This is a genomic window from Ruoffia sp. FAM 26254 (assembly GCF_045528545.1).
GTDB classification, from domain to species: Bacteria; Bacillota; Bacilli; order Lactobacillales; family Aerococcaceae; genus Ruoffia; species Ruoffia halotolerans.
In genome coordinates this window covers 1-14,678 of the sequence record NZ_JBGQQY010000051.1, presented here as the reverse complement: position 1 = coordinate 14,678, position 14,678 = coordinate 1, and the positions used below count along the sequence as shown (strand labels likewise).

Here is a 14,678-nt window from a genome sequence, read left to right as displayed (position 1 = left end):
TTAAAGATGAGAACACAACACAAACTATCGTTGCATAGAGAGACACTTAAACATAGGAATAAAAAAAGAGCCAAGGTGACTGCGTCACCTGGCTCCTCGGTCCACCAACATCAAAAATTCATGAACCTTTATTTTTCACAATAAATGGGTGGTTTTTTATACTGAGACTGAGTTTTTCCCAGCTCCTCGTTATTTTATTTGATTTTTTTGGCTAGCTCAAGAGCTTTACTTGTATTTTTAAAATGCAATTTAGCTGTTTTATCTAAGACACTTTTACCATGTTTTTTAATGAGTTGAGCAGCAAGTACATCACTGGCTTTGCCTGCACCAGACGGCAATACTTTATTAAATGGTTTTCCGAGTGTTTCAAGGGATTCTAAGAAAGCAGCTCTGGCTATAATTGACGCACTTGCGACTGCTAAATGATGACTTTCTCCTTTTTTGACAAAGTAGACATCATCTTTAATTGGATGTTGTTCTTTTTGTAAGTACTTAAAGTAGTTATTTGCGGGCGTAAATTGATCAATTAATACACCACGCATCTCCTCTTTTTGCTCTGGATTCAATTTATTTAATAATTTTCCGATAGTGAAATTATGTAACGACACTTTAATACTCACTGCATTATACCCTTTTTCAATACCTTGATTATATTTTTCAGGCGTACAGACTGTTAGGTGATAGGGTACGGACATTTTTAGCTCTTCTGCAATTTTTACAATTTCCTTATCATTCAGGAGTTTTGAATCTTTTACGCCTAATAATTTAACCAAATCAAATTGACTTGGTGATAAATAAACACTACAGACAGTCAAAGAGCCAAAGTAGCTACCATTACCAACTTCATCACTCCCGATTATTGGCCAATTAGCAAAGCCTTCTGGAAGACCTGAAGCTGATGGACTTGTATTGCTTTTGGTTTTTGAGCTCGTTGAGGATGTTGCTGAATGATTATTTTGCCATTTAGCTAACTCAACGTGGCTATCATTTCCTTGAAAGAGTACTTTTCCACTTGTATAACCAGTAATCGTTGTCGATCCTACTTTGGCACGAAATTCACTGTAAGGAACTGGATCAACTAAATTATTCTTGTAATGTTCGTGCATTTTGTTAAAGGTTGCTTTATTTACTTTTATACTTTCTGAGGCCATTCACTTCATCCTTTTCGATTGTTCTGTGATATATTATAATGAACATTAGGCAAATTGTGAAATAGATTTGAGTAATGTAAGACTATTTAAGATAAAAATGAATTTATAACAAAAATTTGGTAAAATAAGATAAGCAGTTGAAAAGGATGAGTAATGATGGAACGGAATTTACGATTTAAAGCAAAAATTGCAGGAAAAGAATACACGATTGTGGGTCAAAAATCGGCTCTACATTTAAATTCAGTGGTTGATATTGTAAATAATCAACTACAACAATTAACTGAAATGACACCGGAGTTAAATAATGAAGATCGAAGTATCTTAATGTCGGTAAATGCTATATCGGATCAGCTTATGAAAGAACAACAAATTCTTGAGCTAGAGGAAGAGATTGAACAATTAAAGACACAAATAGAATCTAAGCAATCAACACGTCCGAATTATTCGAGAAGAGATCAAAGTAATTCGCATCAAGTACCATATGAGCGTGAGTGATTAGTCAGATAGGAGAGATGCTATGTTAACAATTATTATTCTTATTGCCTTACTTATTAGTTTCTATACAGGCTATCGTCGAGGTTTAGTATTACAACTGATTCGTTTAGTTGGGTATATTATTACCTTTGTACTTGCGACACGTTATTTTCAACCATTATCTGAGATTGTCGAAATGCTCATACCATTTCCCTCAGTTCAACCGGATACAGATTTAGCTTTCTATGATGAAGCAACGAGCTTTTTTATTGATGAAGCTTTCTATCGAGTGATAACTTTTATCCTCATCGGTTTAATTGGTTGGGTTATTACTAACTTTTTATCTTTATTATTCACTCGTGTCATGTATTATGATTTACTCAACCATTTAAATGCTATTGGTGGTGGCGTAGTGAACGTTTTAATTACCTATGTTATTGTCTTTTTCTTTTTATTCGTTCTATCACTGATTCCGATTGAATTTATACAACAACAGTTTGTTGATAATCCGATAGCTTATCAAATAGTGTCGAATACGCCATTTTTCTCAAACTTTGCTGCAGAAACTTGGTTCAATTTCAATCCATTTTCTTAAGAAATAGCGGTGTTCCTATGAATGGCATAGGGACACTTTTTTTGTTATAATATATAGTTGATAGTAAGAGATAGAAAGGAATGATGTTTTCTGTGAGTAATGAGAAGATTTTTGACACATTAGAATTCGACAAAGTACGTCAACGTATCAAACAATATACTCAAACAGAACTTGCTCAGAGTAAGATAGCTAATATGAAACCATCGAATAATTACGAAACGATTCAAAAGTGGCAAGATGAAACTGAGCAGTCACTGAATCTATTGTTGCAGGATCGTCTTATTCCGGTACCCCGGTTACGATCATTGGATCAACCTTTAAAGAGATTAGAATTAGGTGCCAGTCTCAATGGTAGAGAACTCGCAGAAGTTGGTAAGTTGTTAACGTCAACGAAGCAAGTCATTCAATTCTTTGAAATTTTAGCTGATGATGAGAAATATTTCCCGGCATTACAAGCCTGGGTAGATCGTTGTATTCATCTGCCAGAAGTTGAGAAGCTAATTCATAATGCCATTGATGAAGATGGAAGTGTCTTATCTTCGGCATCGAGTCAATTAGCATCTATAAGAAGAAATCAATCCAATACAGAACAACAAGTGCGAAATCAATTGAATCAAATTTTAAAGAGTCGTGCGAATCAATTAACGGATACTTTAATTACAATTCGTAACGGGCGCTATGTTGTTCCGGTGAAAGCAGAATATCGTAATCAAATGGGCGGAACAGTCCACGATCAGAGTAGCTCTGGGCAGACTTTATATATGGAACCACAAAGCGTGGTAAATTTAAATAACCGTTTAGCGGAATTAAAAGTTGCTGAGCGAAAAGAAATCGAACGGATTCTGGATGAAATATCACAGAGCTTAATGCCATATACAAATGAAATTCGAACAAATCAAGAGATGTTAGCTCAATTAGACTTTATTCAAGCTAGAGCAGGGTATAGCCGTGAAATTGACGCGACTAAGCCAATCTTATCAAAAGATTTAATCGTTGCCTTATGGCAAGCGAGACACCCGCTCATTGCATCCGAAGATATCGTTGCGAACGATATTTTACTTGGAGAAGAATATAAGGCTTTAATTATTACCGGACCGAATACGGGTGGTAAGACTATCTTGCTTAAGACGTTAGGCCTATTGCATTTGATGGGACAATCAGGCTTACATATTCCAGCTGAAGCTGGCAGTCAAATAGGTGTGTTTGATAATGTTTATGCCGATATCGGTGACGAGCAATCGATTGAACAAAGTTTAAGTACGTTCTCGAGTCATATGACAAACAATGTGAGAATTATTAACGATGCGACGCATGAATCTTTAGTTTTATTTGATGAGTTAGGTTCAGGGACGGATCCGCAAGAAGGTGCTGCATTAGCGATGGCGATTCTTGAACATTTTAGAAAAATGGGTACAACCATTATGGCAACGACTCACTATCCTGAATTGAAATTATATGCCAATGATGCTAAGGACACAATTAACGCGAGTATGGAATTTAATTCGGACACATTATCACCGACATATCGCTTATTAATAGGTGTCCCGGGTAGATCTAACGCACTCGAAATTTCTAAACGTTTGGGACTGCCAGATACGATTCTTCAAACTGCTCAAGAAGGTGTATCTAGAGATGATCAATCCATTAACGAGATGGTGGCTAATCTTGAATTTGAACGCCGTTCAGCTGAACAAGATCATATGAAAGCAGAGAAGTTCCTGGATGATGCAGAACAATTACATAAAGATTTACGACACGAATACAATCGCTGGTTAGAGCAAAAGAGTAAGATCGTTGAAAAGGCGAAGCGAGATGCTAATGAACTCGTGCGCGAGAAACAGGATGAAGCAGAAAAACTATTAAGTGAAATAAGAGAATTACAACTCGAACAAGGACAAAGTAATACGATTAAAGAACATGTACTTATTGATAAGCGATCATCCTTTGATGACTTGAAATTGCCAGAAGAACTTAAGAAGAATAAAGTGCTTAAACGTGCGAAAGAGAAGAAGAAACTTAAACCTGGTGATGACGTAGAAGTTCTTTCATATGGCCAAAGAGGCTCTATTGTTGAACAATCTGGAAAAGATGAATACGTTGTTCAAATGGGAATATTAAAGATGAAAATTGCCGAGAAAGATTTAGAACCACTTAAGAAAGTTGAAAAACCAACGAAAGTAAACGTCCAAAGAAATGTTGGATCAAAAGTTAAAACGACACTCGACTTACGTGGCCAACGTTATGATGCGGGCTTATCCAAATTAGAAGAGTATTTGGACTCTGCCTTATTATCAAATCATCCAATGGTAACAATTATTCATGGTAAAGGGACAGGTGCTTTAAGAAACGGTGTTCAAAAAGCACTTAAAGAGCATCCGCAAGTCGATCGCTTTGAATACTCACCACCAAACGCAGGTGGCGATGGGTCAACGATTGTTTATTTTAAATAATAAGTTTAATCATTATAATAAGTATTTGAGCAATTAGATAGTCTTCAATACTATGAGATGTTATAATAGTTTTATGAAAAGGGAGGAATGTAAACATGACACAAGCAATATCTGATGATCAATTTAATGCAAAAACAGATGAAGGGATTACCTTAACGGACTTTTGGGCACCTTGGTGTGGTCCATGTCGTATGCAATCACCTATCGTGGATGAATTAGCTGAAGAAATGGACGACGTTGAATTTTACAAAATGAACGTAGACGACGAACCTAAGACAGCTCAATCATTTGGAATTATGTCAATTCCAACACTTTTAATCAAAAAAGATGGCGAAGTTGTTGAAAAATTAGTAGGATACCACGACAAAGCCCGTTTGACTGAGATTTTAAATCAGTACATATAAATAGATAGATTAGATTTTAGCATTCATCTTACTTTTAAGGTGAATGCTTTTTTTGATTTTTGAGAAAAATGAGATATACTGATAGTATTTCTATAAGTCAAAAGGGACTTGAATTCCCTCTAGTTATATAAGGAAAACTAGACTATAATTGATGTGAGAGGTGGATGAAAAGATGTCAAAAAGAGTTTTAGTCGTAAATGATATTCCAGGAGCAGGTAAAGTAGCTGCAAATATAAACATTCCAATATTATCCGCTGGTGGATTGGAAGTATCCATTCTTCCTACAATGTTTGTATCAACCCAAACAGGGGAAAGTTATGCTAATATTATTCGTCATGAAATGAATGAAGATTTCAAACGAACGGTTGAAGTTTGGAAGGCAAATGACATCCATTTTGATGTCATGATGACTGGGTATTTTTCAACGACAGAGCAAATTGAATTATTTACCCAATATTATCGTGAGGAGAAACGGTTGAATCCAGAACTAATCTTGTTAATGGATCCGATTATGGCTGATCATGGGAAATATTATCCCGGTTTTGACCACCAAATCGCCGAAAAATTCTCAGCTTTAATGAAAGAAGCGGATATTGTCTTTCCAAATATTACAGAAGCGTGCTTTATTACGAATACGCCTTACTCAGAATCGATGACGGTTGAAGAGTTAGATAAAGTGAGTCTTAAATTAATTGAGTATGGTGCGAAGCATGTGGCTATTACTGGCGTTCGTTTACCTGATAAAATGCCAGATCAAATAGGCTTTTATGTTAGAGGACACAATGATTACCAAAAGTTACTGATGCATAGATATTATCCGCAACATTTCTTTGGTACCGGAGATATTGTCGTGAGTTCGACAACGGTTTGGTATAGTAGAGGGCTTTCCATTGAAGAGTCTCTAGTGAAGACAGGAAGCATTATTGAGCAATCATTAGACAATACGTTAGCCTTGAATCGAGATATCAAATGGGGAATTTATTTCGAGCCAACTTTAAAGGAATTCTTCCCACAATAAAATATAGAAAGGAATTTTTTAATGAAAGATGTAACTGATACATTTAACAACAGGAAGTGGAAAGATTCTTTCCAAAACAGGATGTCCAAAAATAAATTAAGTGGAGGGAAAGTACGTTATTTATATATTATACTAGTGATTTTAATAGCTCTTTACTACTATATTATGCTTCCGCCATTACATTATGCTTCACTTGATTTTTGGATTTTCTTATTCCTTATTGCAGCTGGTGTTTTAATTATTGAATTGTTAGCAGATAGTGTAAAAACATTTTCTAAACTTAAAAACGGTGAAACTGGCTTTAGTATGCCAAAATTCTCTCTGAAATATAAATTATTAGTGTACCCATGGCCAATCTTATTAGTTATTGGTGTGGTTACTTACTTAGTCTTATCACCTGTATTCTTTTCGGATGGGTATTCAAATATGATTACAGTGGATCAAGCTTCTTTCGAAGAAGATTTTCCTGAGACAAATATCAATCAAATTCCTTTAGTTGACCGTGATACGGCTGAACGATTGGGGAATAGACAATTAGGTAATATAACAGAACTTGTTTCTCAATTTGAAGTAGCTGAAGATTATACACAAATTACAATTGATTCCGCTCCTTACCGTGTATCACCACTAGAATATGCTGGTTTCTTCCGTTGGTTAAATAATTTTCAAACAGGGATTCCACATTATATCCAAGTTGATAATGTCACGGGTGAGGTTCAATTACAAACACCACCTGAACCTATTCGCTATAGTCACTCAGAAATTTTAAACCGAGACGTCATGCGTAAATTACGTTTTTCAAATCCATTTGCATTATTTGAAGCACCAACGTTTGAAATTGATGATGAGGGAAATCCTTTTTATATCGCTTCAACATATACGCGTAATTTCTTTATAAGAGAGCCAGAAGTAAATGGTGTCATTGTGTTGAATGCGACGACTGGTGAAACAAATACGTATTCTTTAGAAGAAATACCAAGTTGGGTCGATCGAGTGTATGGTGCAGATTTAATTATGCATCAATTGACGATGCAAGGTCACTACCGTAACGGATTCTTTAACTCACTATTTGCTCAAGAAGGAGTGACAGAACCAACAGCGGGATATACATATTTACCAATCGGAGATGATTTATATCTGTATACAGGTATTACATCCGTAGCGGCGGATGAGTCGAATATTGGTTTCGTGTTAGTAAACTTAAGAACAAAAGAAGCCCAAATGTATCCTCTAAGTGCAGCTGAAGAATTCTCAGCAATGCGTTCAGCGGAAGGTAGTGTTCAAGAAACAAGCTACACAGCGACATTCCCATTACTTATAAACATTAATGGAAATCCGATGTATATCCTTACATTGAAAGATAATTCCGGCTTAATTAAAGAATATGCTTTAGTTGATGTTCAAAACTATCAAAGTGTTTATGTCGAATCAAGTGTGTCTCAATTAATGCAAGCTTACGCAGTTGATAATCCATTAGACATTGAAGAAATCGAAACTGAAGATGACTTGAATGAATTTACAGGAGAAGTGGATGCTGTTCAAGCGGTTGTTGTCGAAGGAAATACGGTTTATTACTTTACATTTGATGGAACAGTTTATAAAGCTGATATCTCATTAAATGATTACTTACCGTTTTTAGAAGCAGGAACAGAAGTTGACTTTACAGCTACAGAGTCTGGAGAAGTCAGAGAAATTGAATGGTAAACATTATTATAAATTAAACACAGGACCTACATATTTGAAAATATGTGGGTCTTTTTACTTAATTATGATAAGGAATATAATTTGGAATATGAATATGAGTTCGATATACTTAAACCATTAAAGGAGGTTATTATGTTAACAGTAAGCAATTTAGTGAAAAGCTTTGGCGATTTACGAGCAGTCGATGGCGTATCATTTGAGATTGAGGATGGAATAATTCTAGGAATGATTGGCCAAAATGGATCTGGTAAAACGACAATCTTTCGAATGATTTTAGATTTTTTAACTCCAGAAGAAGACGGTAAGGTTAACTGGAACGGCGAAAAATTGGGCAATAATTTGTATGATAATATCGGTTATTTACCAGAAGAACGTGGATTATATGAAACAATGACCATCGAACAACAAATCACCTATTTCGCCCAATTGCGTGGAATGCAAAGAGATGATATCGATAATAAAATCGATGAATGGATGAAAAAGTTTGACGTTAAAGGAACACGAACAGATAAGATTAAAACTTTATCTAAAGGGAATCAGCAAAAGGTCCAGCTCATTGCGACGTTAATTCATGAGCCTAAATTAGTTATCTTAGATGAGCCCTTTAGTGGACTCGATCCGGTGAATGCTGAGTTATTAGAACAAGGCATTTTAGACTTGAAAGAAAAGGGTAGTGCAATCATCTTCTCAAGTCATAATATGAATAATGTCGAAGAGATTTGTGATAAATTAGTCATGATTCATCACGGAAAACAATTATTGTATGGTGAAATTAATGAAGTGAGAGAAAGCTTTGGAAGAACATTTATCTATATAGAAACACCTGATTGGACACTTGAAGAACTCAAAGAATTAGAAGGGGTCATCGATGTGAAGGAAACGAGAAAAAATCAATATACATTGAAACTCGAGGATGCATCTTATGGTGAACCTTTATTTAAAACAATTTCTAAAGGTGAATACTTACCGAAGTTTAGTCAACAGCCACCGACATTAGAGGAAATATTTAAGATGAAAGCAGGTGAAGCCATTCATGAATAGATTAGGAGTTATAATTAAAGAAGTCTATCGAAAAAATGTCCTATCTTGGTCATTTTTTTGGATGATTGTCTCACCAATTATAATGGTAGGTGTTGTGTTAGCTATTGGTTATTTCGTCGGCAGCAGTCAGTTAGATTCATCTGTGGGTAATATTGCGGTGATTGATGCGAATGCTGAAGTCCAAGAGATTATTGAAGAAGTTAATACTGGAAATCAAATACAATATGATTTTGATCGTAGTCAAGCAGATGAAGCTTTACAGACCGATGACATAGACGGTTATTTAATATTTGGAGATGATGTTTCTAATCCAATGTATTACCGCAAAACTACAAGCAAAGATATTTCATTAGCACCTTTTGAAGAAGCCTTAAGTCAATATAATTTCGTCAATTCAGCGGAAGAAATGGGCTTGACCGGTGAACAATTAACTCAAATTCAAGATACAGCCGTATCGATTAATAGTATTAACGTGAGTAGGAATGAGGCCGGTGAAGTCGTTGAACAATCTGCTCAAGATCCTGTGATGTTTGTAAGGATTGGGATTGCTTATGCTGTTTCAATTATTGTATTCATATTTATTATGAATTATGTGAGTATTATTTCTCAAGAAATCGCGGTTGAAAAAGGGTCGAGAATTATGGAAATTATACTTTCCAGTGTATCACCTACCGCTCACTTCCTAGGGAAATTGATAGGGATATTATTAGTGATACTGACTCAAGTCGTTATTTATATTGGTTTGTATTTCTTAATTTCTTTTGTTTTACGTCAATTGAATCTACTGGATTCTTTTGAGGGGTTAAATATTGGTGAACTGTTACAAGGTAGTAGTAATGTTGTTATCTTAGGTATCGTCTATGCCATCAGCGGTATATTAATTTATACTGTTCTTGCCGGATTCTTAGGTTCATTAGTATCTAAGACTGAAGATGTTAATAAGATGATTACACCGATTATATTCTTAGCTCTAGGTGGTTTCTATGTTGGGATGTTTGCACTGAATTCAACGAATAATTCCTTAGTTCGAATTACATCGCAAATCCCATTATTTACACCATTTATCATGCCGTTTAGAGTCGCTGCAGAAACTGTAAGTTCAACTGAAATCGCCATTTCAATTGTGGTTTCCGTCTTATTTATGGCCTTTGTACTTTGGTTCTCACTTCTGTTCTATAAGAGCAATGTTCTAATCTATAGTGATAAAGGGATGGTGAATGCCTTCAAGCGTTCATTTGCCTTATGGAAAAGTGAAAGAGCAAGTAAATAGAATGTGTTTAAAGAAACAATCCAGTCACACGGGTTGTTTTTTTGTAAAATTTTAGGCACATTTTTTAGCATTATTTTGTAATCAGCGTTATACTATAAGTTAATAATTATTTGTTTACTTTCGGAGCGATTTATTCACTCCACTTAATATCGATGTGATATTATTAATACGGTACTATTAGAAAAGAGATGAAAGTATGAAAGAATTACCCATTGGCTTTATTGATTCAGGGTTTGGTGGTTTAACGGTTGTAAAGCAGAGTTTAAAACAACTACCTAATGAATCAATCATCTATCTAGGTGACAGTGCACGTGCACCTTATGGGCCGAGATCATTACAAGAAGTTAAACGATATATATGGCAGATGACGAATTACTTACGCGAAAAGGGCATCAAAATGCTTGTCATTGCTTGTAATACAGGGACAGCAGCTGCGTTAGAAGAGATTCGAGCAACATTAGCTATTCCAGTTGTTGGTGTGATTCATTCTGGTTGTCGTACAGCTATTAAGAATACGACCGGCGGACACGTCGGTGTCATCGGAACCCAAGGAACAATTAATAGTAATATGTATGAAGAGGTGATGCTTGAAAAAGCTGACACACTCAATATTACGAGTATCGCTTGTCCTGAATTTGTTGAACTCGTTGAGTCTCAAAATATTGAAACGGACGAAGCTCTTGATATTATAAATCATCGATTAGAACCCTTAATAGAGGCGAAAGTAGATAGCCTTGTTCTAGGATGTACACATTATCCCTTACTGATTGACAAGATTCAAAAGGTCATGGGACCAGAGGTTACTTTGATTGATTCTGGGGTTGAAACGATTAATGAAGTGAGTACCTTACTCGACTACTTTAGTTTAAGTCGTACCGCAGAAGAAGCAGCACTCACACCAGCAACGCAAGCAATTTATACGACAGGCAATGCTTCGGAATTTGAAACATTCGTCCGTCAATGGTTAAAGCAACCCGAACTCAAAGTTCAAGAATGTGATATAAAAGGAGAGATTATCGTTGATTGTTATGATAGCTAGTCATAATCAAGGGAAAATAAAAGAATTTAAAGAGATGTTCAAAAACACTGATATCGAAGTAAAATCATTATTAGATTACCCTGACGTTGAAGAAGTTGAAGAAACTGGAACAACATTTGAAGAAAATGCGCGTTTGAAAGCTGAAACAATTGCCAATGAATTACAGGTCATTGCTTTAGCCGATGACTCAGGCTTAGTTGTTCCATCATTAAACGGCGAACCGGGGGTATATAGTGCAAGATACAGCGGCGAACCGAAAGATGATCAACGAAATAATCAGAAATTATTAACCGAGATGGCAAGTTTTGAAGGGAAAGACCGCCAGGCATACTTTCAATCGGTATTAGTATTAGCTTATCCAAATAATGAAAGTCTAGTGGTTGAAGGAAAAGCTCAAGGTTATATTCTCAAAGAATTAAGTGGCGACGATGGATTCGGCTATGACCCATTATTTTATTATCCTGAGAAAGAAAAGACATTTGGAGAGATGATCCTTACAGAAAAAAATAAAATAAGTCATAGAGCGAAAGCAATGCAAGAATTAAAGAAAAAAATAGATAAATGGATGAAGGAGCTGGATATTTATGAAAATGATGATTTTAAGTGACAATCACGGACGTTGGAAAAAAGTATATGACATTGTTAAAGAAGTCAGACCAACAGTGGATTATATCTTCCATCTAGGTGATTCAGAGTTCGAACAAGATGATTCTATTTGGGAATTAATTGATGGTGCCGTAGAAGGGAATATGGACGGGAATCAATATTATCCAATGGAACAAATCATCGACACACCAGAAGGAAAAGTGTACTTAGTACATGGACACGTTCAAAGTGTTAATCGTACAAACAGCGCTGTCATTGAATTAGCTAAAGAGCGCGGAGCGAACTTTGTGTTTCATGGTCACACGCATCAATTAAAGAGTGAATTGATTGATGATGAATTACTATTAGTTAATCCAGGTAGTTTAAATAATTCAAGAGGGATTCATCCATATAAAACATATGCGATTGTTAATGTAACTAATGATGAATATGAAGTGACGTTCTATGATGAGGATATGAAACTACTAGAAGAATTAACACACACCTATCCAAGATAAAAAAATGCGATGAGTTTTTAAGCTCATCGCATTTTTTTATTATGTTTCGTCGTAAACAGAACTTGGAATTTTGAAATCTTGTTCTTGTAGAGCAAATAAATATTCACGATAGAAAATACTTGTATGCATATAATCTTCTCCCGTTGCTACAGTAAAAGCAATACGGTAATTGAATGTTTGATCAACTCCACGAACGAAACCAACAATGGTAGGTTCATCGCGCATGACTTCATTGTATTTTTCATAAATCATTTGAGTTATATCTTCCATTTCTGCTTCAAAAGTTTTAAATTCAGTTTCGTCTGCTACTGGGATTTCAATCGTAACTTGACGCGTACTACGGCTTTTATTGTTAACCGTTGTAATTAGGCTATTGGGAATATAAAACTTATCCCCACTAGCTGCCTGAATGGTTGTTGTACGTATACCAACATCCTCAATTGTACCAGTAATTTCTTCCGCTGGAATTTGCACAAAATCTCCCACTTCAAAGTGATTCTCAAAGATAATGAAGAAACCATTAATCATATCATTGATCAGGTCTTGGGCACCAAGACCAATCGCAACCCCAGCAATCCCAGCACCAGCTAATAACGTTCCAACAGGAAAACCTAAAGCTGTGAGTAAATAATATATAAATAGAAAGTATAAAATATACATTGAAAAGTTACGAAGTAAGGTATTAATAGTCTTAATTCGTTGGGGTGATTGCTTTCCTCTAATGCTAATACGACCTGCAGGGTTCGCATTAAAGAATGATTCGATAATGTATTTCACGACTAAAAAAATAATCGTAATGATTATTAAACGCAATAATATTGTTCCAAAATAAATAATATTCTCAGATGTTTCTTCTGGCATAAAATTCCTTAGAATTGCTTCTAAGTTTAATTGTCCGATCGCCAAATTATCACACTCCTTTACTAAAATATAACAGAATTAGCATGGTTTATATAGTTTTTTGCACGAGTAGGCTAATACTTCAAAAAATATAAATAAAAAAACTCTCAGAATATGTATCCAATTATTTGTACAATATCCTTAAAAATGATATATTTATCCTATAAGAACAGGGAAGGAGTGAGTTAGAAGTATGACAATAGGAGAATTAGCTGGAATTATTGCAGCGCTTGCATTTGTGGTATTAGTTGTATTTATTTGTTTAAATTTATCAAGATTATCACAAATTTTAAAAGATGTAAACGAAACGGTGGCAAAACTAAATACTACTATTGATGCCGTAACAAAAGACGTAGATAATCTATCGATCGAAGTTGAGGGGTTATTGAACAAAGCGAATACGTTAGTTGACGACGTAAATGGTAAATTAAGTAAAACAGATCCATTATTTGTTGCTATCGGAGATTTAGGTACATCTGTATCTGATTTAAATGATTCAACTAAAAATATGACTTCAAATTTATTGAAAGGGGTAGGGAAGAAACGCCAATCACCTATCGAAAAATTTGTAAATTCGGCTAAGGGAGTAGCACGCAAACGACCTTCAGCAGGAGAAGCGGCACCATCACCCAGAACAGAAACGTCGAATCGTCCGGTGACTAAACCAAAACCACCTGTACCAACGGTAGATTCATTAGAAAAAGAATTATATGAATCAGAATTATTTGATATTAAAAATAAACCAGCATCAAAGACAGCTGGAGAAATAACAATAAAAAACTAAAAGAATGATAATAGAAAGGATGATTTGAATGAGTAAAAATGGAGGATTTTTCTTAGGAGCATTATTTGGCGCTTCAGTAGCAGGAATTGCTGCTTTATTATACGCACCAAAATCAGGGAAAGAATTACGTCGTGATATTGCTGTAGAAGTTGACCAGTTTTTAGATAGTGCTGGGGAATATACAGACTATGCAGTAGAACGTGGTGTTGAATTATATGATGCTGCCTATGAAACAACTGAAGATATTAAAGTAAATCTAAAAGATTCAGCGGATCAATTTAAATCTCAATTTGACGATATTCGGCAAGAAGCATCAACAGAATGGAATCGTGTAAAAAGCGACATGAACGAATCCAAAGATGAATTAAGTAAAGATGCACAAAAATTAAAAGAAGATGCAGAAGACTTAGGAGATACAATTACTGTTGAAGCTGAAGACTTAGCAGACGATGTAAGTGACTCAGCACAACATGTAAAAGCGTCAACTGAAGACGCTGTTGATAACGTGAAAGATCAAGTAAATAAATAATTTATTACTAATGTGAGTGATACATTAATTTAATGGCTCTTTGTCAAATAGGGTTGATGACTCATTTTAATCAAGATCAAGCAGCATAGGTTGTTGCTTGATCTTTTTTATTTGTCTGAGGGACATATAATCGCGTCATAAGTAAAATACGGTCTCTAAAATGACTGTAATTTCGATAGCCGTAGGCTGTTCGTTTCAATACTTTAATTTTATTAT

The 14,678-nt window shown here is 35.2% G+C and carries 16 protein-coding genes; 13 read left to right on the top strand and 3 right to left on the bottom strand.

What is annotated here, in order from left to right; translation table 11 throughout:
- Window positions 1-194: 194 nt before the first annotated feature.
- On the bottom strand, window positions 195-1,151 hold the full coding sequence (gene rnhC / locus ACEN3Z_RS10020) for a ribonuclease HIII (RefSeq protein ID WP_138403968.1): 957 nt from the start codon (window positions 1,149-1,151) through the stop codon (window positions 195-197).
- Between the two features lie 156 nt (window positions 1,152-1,307).
- Here rnhC and zapA point away from each other — a divergent pair, with 156 nt between their 5' ends.
- The 11 genes from zapA to ACEN3Z_RS09965 all read left to right on the top strand — a co-directional run bounded on the left by zapA (window position 1,308) and on the right by ACEN3Z_RS09965 (window position 12,249).
- Window positions 1,308-1,646: a cell division protein ZapA gene (gene zapA / locus ACEN3Z_RS10015; protein ID WP_171031264.1), complete on the top strand. Its 339-nt coding sequence runs from the start codon at window positions 1,308-1,310 to the stop codon at window positions 1,644-1,646.
- A 22-nt stretch (window positions 1,647-1,668) separates the two neighbouring features.
- On the top strand, window positions 1,669-2,220 hold the full coding sequence (locus ACEN3Z_RS10010) for a CvpA family protein (RefSeq protein WP_138403966.1): 552 nt from the start codon (window positions 1,669-1,671) through the stop codon (window positions 2,218-2,220).
- 83 nt (window positions 2,221-2,303) lie between these two features.
- Window positions 2,304-4,670, top strand: a complete 2,367-nt coding sequence (locus ACEN3Z_RS10005; RefSeq protein ID WP_138403974.1) for an endonuclease MutS2 — start codon at window positions 2,304-2,306, stop codon at window positions 4,668-4,670.
- Between the two features lie 95 nt (window positions 4,671-4,765).
- Complete coding sequence (trxA, locus tag ACEN3Z_RS10000) at window positions 4,766-5,074, top strand: thioredoxin (RefSeq protein WP_138403965.1); 309 nt, start codon at window positions 4,766-4,768, stop codon at window positions 5,072-5,074.
- Between the two features lie 172 nt (window positions 5,075-5,246).
- Window positions 5,247-6,092, top strand: coding sequence for a pyridoxamine kinase (locus ACEN3Z_RS09995; protein WP_407090740.1), 846 nt, complete (start codon window positions 5,247-5,249; stop codon window positions 6,090-6,092).
- An 81-nt stretch (window positions 6,093-6,173) separates the two neighbouring features.
- Window positions 6,174-7,796, top strand: a complete 1,623-nt coding sequence (locus ACEN3Z_RS09990; protein ID WP_407090739.1) for a hypothetical protein — start codon at window positions 6,174-6,176, stop codon at window positions 7,794-7,796.
- Window positions 7,797-7,928: 132 nt separating this feature from the next.
- On the top strand, window positions 7,929-8,837 hold the full coding sequence (locus ACEN3Z_RS09985; protein ID WP_138403963.1) for an ABC transporter ATP-binding protein: 909 nt from the start codon (window positions 7,929-7,931) through the stop codon (window positions 8,835-8,837).
- Window positions 8,830-10,107 carry an ABC transporter permease gene (locus ACEN3Z_RS09980; RefSeq protein WP_407090738.1) on the top strand — a complete coding sequence of 426 codons (1,278 nt, stop codon included), beginning with the start codon at window positions 8,830-8,832 and terminating at the stop codon, window positions 10,105-10,107. Before ACEN3Z_RS09985 ends, ACEN3Z_RS09980 begins: the two co-directional genes overlap by 8 nt.
- Before the next feature lie 196 nt (window positions 10,108-10,303).
- On the top strand, window positions 10,304-11,146 hold the full coding sequence (gene racE, locus ACEN3Z_RS09975; RefSeq protein WP_407090737.1) for a glutamate racemase: 843 nt from the start codon (window positions 10,304-10,306) through the stop codon (window positions 11,144-11,146).
- The gene (locus ACEN3Z_RS09970) at window positions 11,136-11,753 is read left to right on the top strand and encodes an XTP/dITP diphosphatase (RefSeq protein WP_407090741.1); all 618 of its coding nucleotides are present in this window, start codon (window positions 11,136-11,138) and stop codon (window positions 11,751-11,753) included. Before racE ends, ACEN3Z_RS09970 begins: the two co-directional genes overlap by 11 nt.
- Complete coding sequence (locus ACEN3Z_RS09965) at window positions 11,731-12,249, top strand: YfcE family phosphodiesterase (protein WP_407090736.1); 519 nt, start codon at window positions 11,731-11,733, stop codon at window positions 12,247-12,249. The genes ACEN3Z_RS09970 and ACEN3Z_RS09965 overlap by 23 nt, the downstream gene beginning before the upstream one ends.
- Window positions 12,250-12,288: 39 nt before the next feature.
- Here ACEN3Z_RS09965 and ACEN3Z_RS09960 read toward each other — a convergent pair whose 3' ends face one another.
- The gene (locus ACEN3Z_RS09960; RefSeq protein ID WP_407090735.1) at window positions 12,289-13,155 is read right to left on the bottom strand and encodes a mechanosensitive ion channel family protein; all 867 of its coding nucleotides are present in this window, start codon (window positions 13,153-13,155) and stop codon (window positions 12,289-12,291) included.
- A gap of 187 nt (window positions 13,156-13,342) precedes the next feature.
- Here ACEN3Z_RS09960 and ACEN3Z_RS09955 point away from each other — a divergent pair, with 187 nt between their 5' ends.
- Entirely contained in the window at window positions 13,343-13,933 is a 591-nt protein-coding gene (locus tag ACEN3Z_RS09955; RefSeq protein WP_407090734.1) for a DUF948 domain-containing protein, read from the top strand.
- A gap of 28 nt (window positions 13,934-13,961) precedes the next feature.
- Complete coding sequence (locus ACEN3Z_RS09950; RefSeq protein ID WP_407090733.1) at window positions 13,962-14,462, top strand: YtxH domain-containing protein; 501 nt, start codon at window positions 13,962-13,964, stop codon at window positions 14,460-14,462.
- Between the two features lie 76 nt (window positions 14,463-14,538).
- On the opposite strand, the gene ACEN3Z_RS09945 is transcribed toward ACEN3Z_RS09950, so the two are convergent.
- Window positions 14,539-14,678 (bottom strand): transposase (locus tag ACEN3Z_RS09945; RefSeq protein WP_407089874.1); only part of this gene is annotated, 140 nt, incomplete at its 5' end.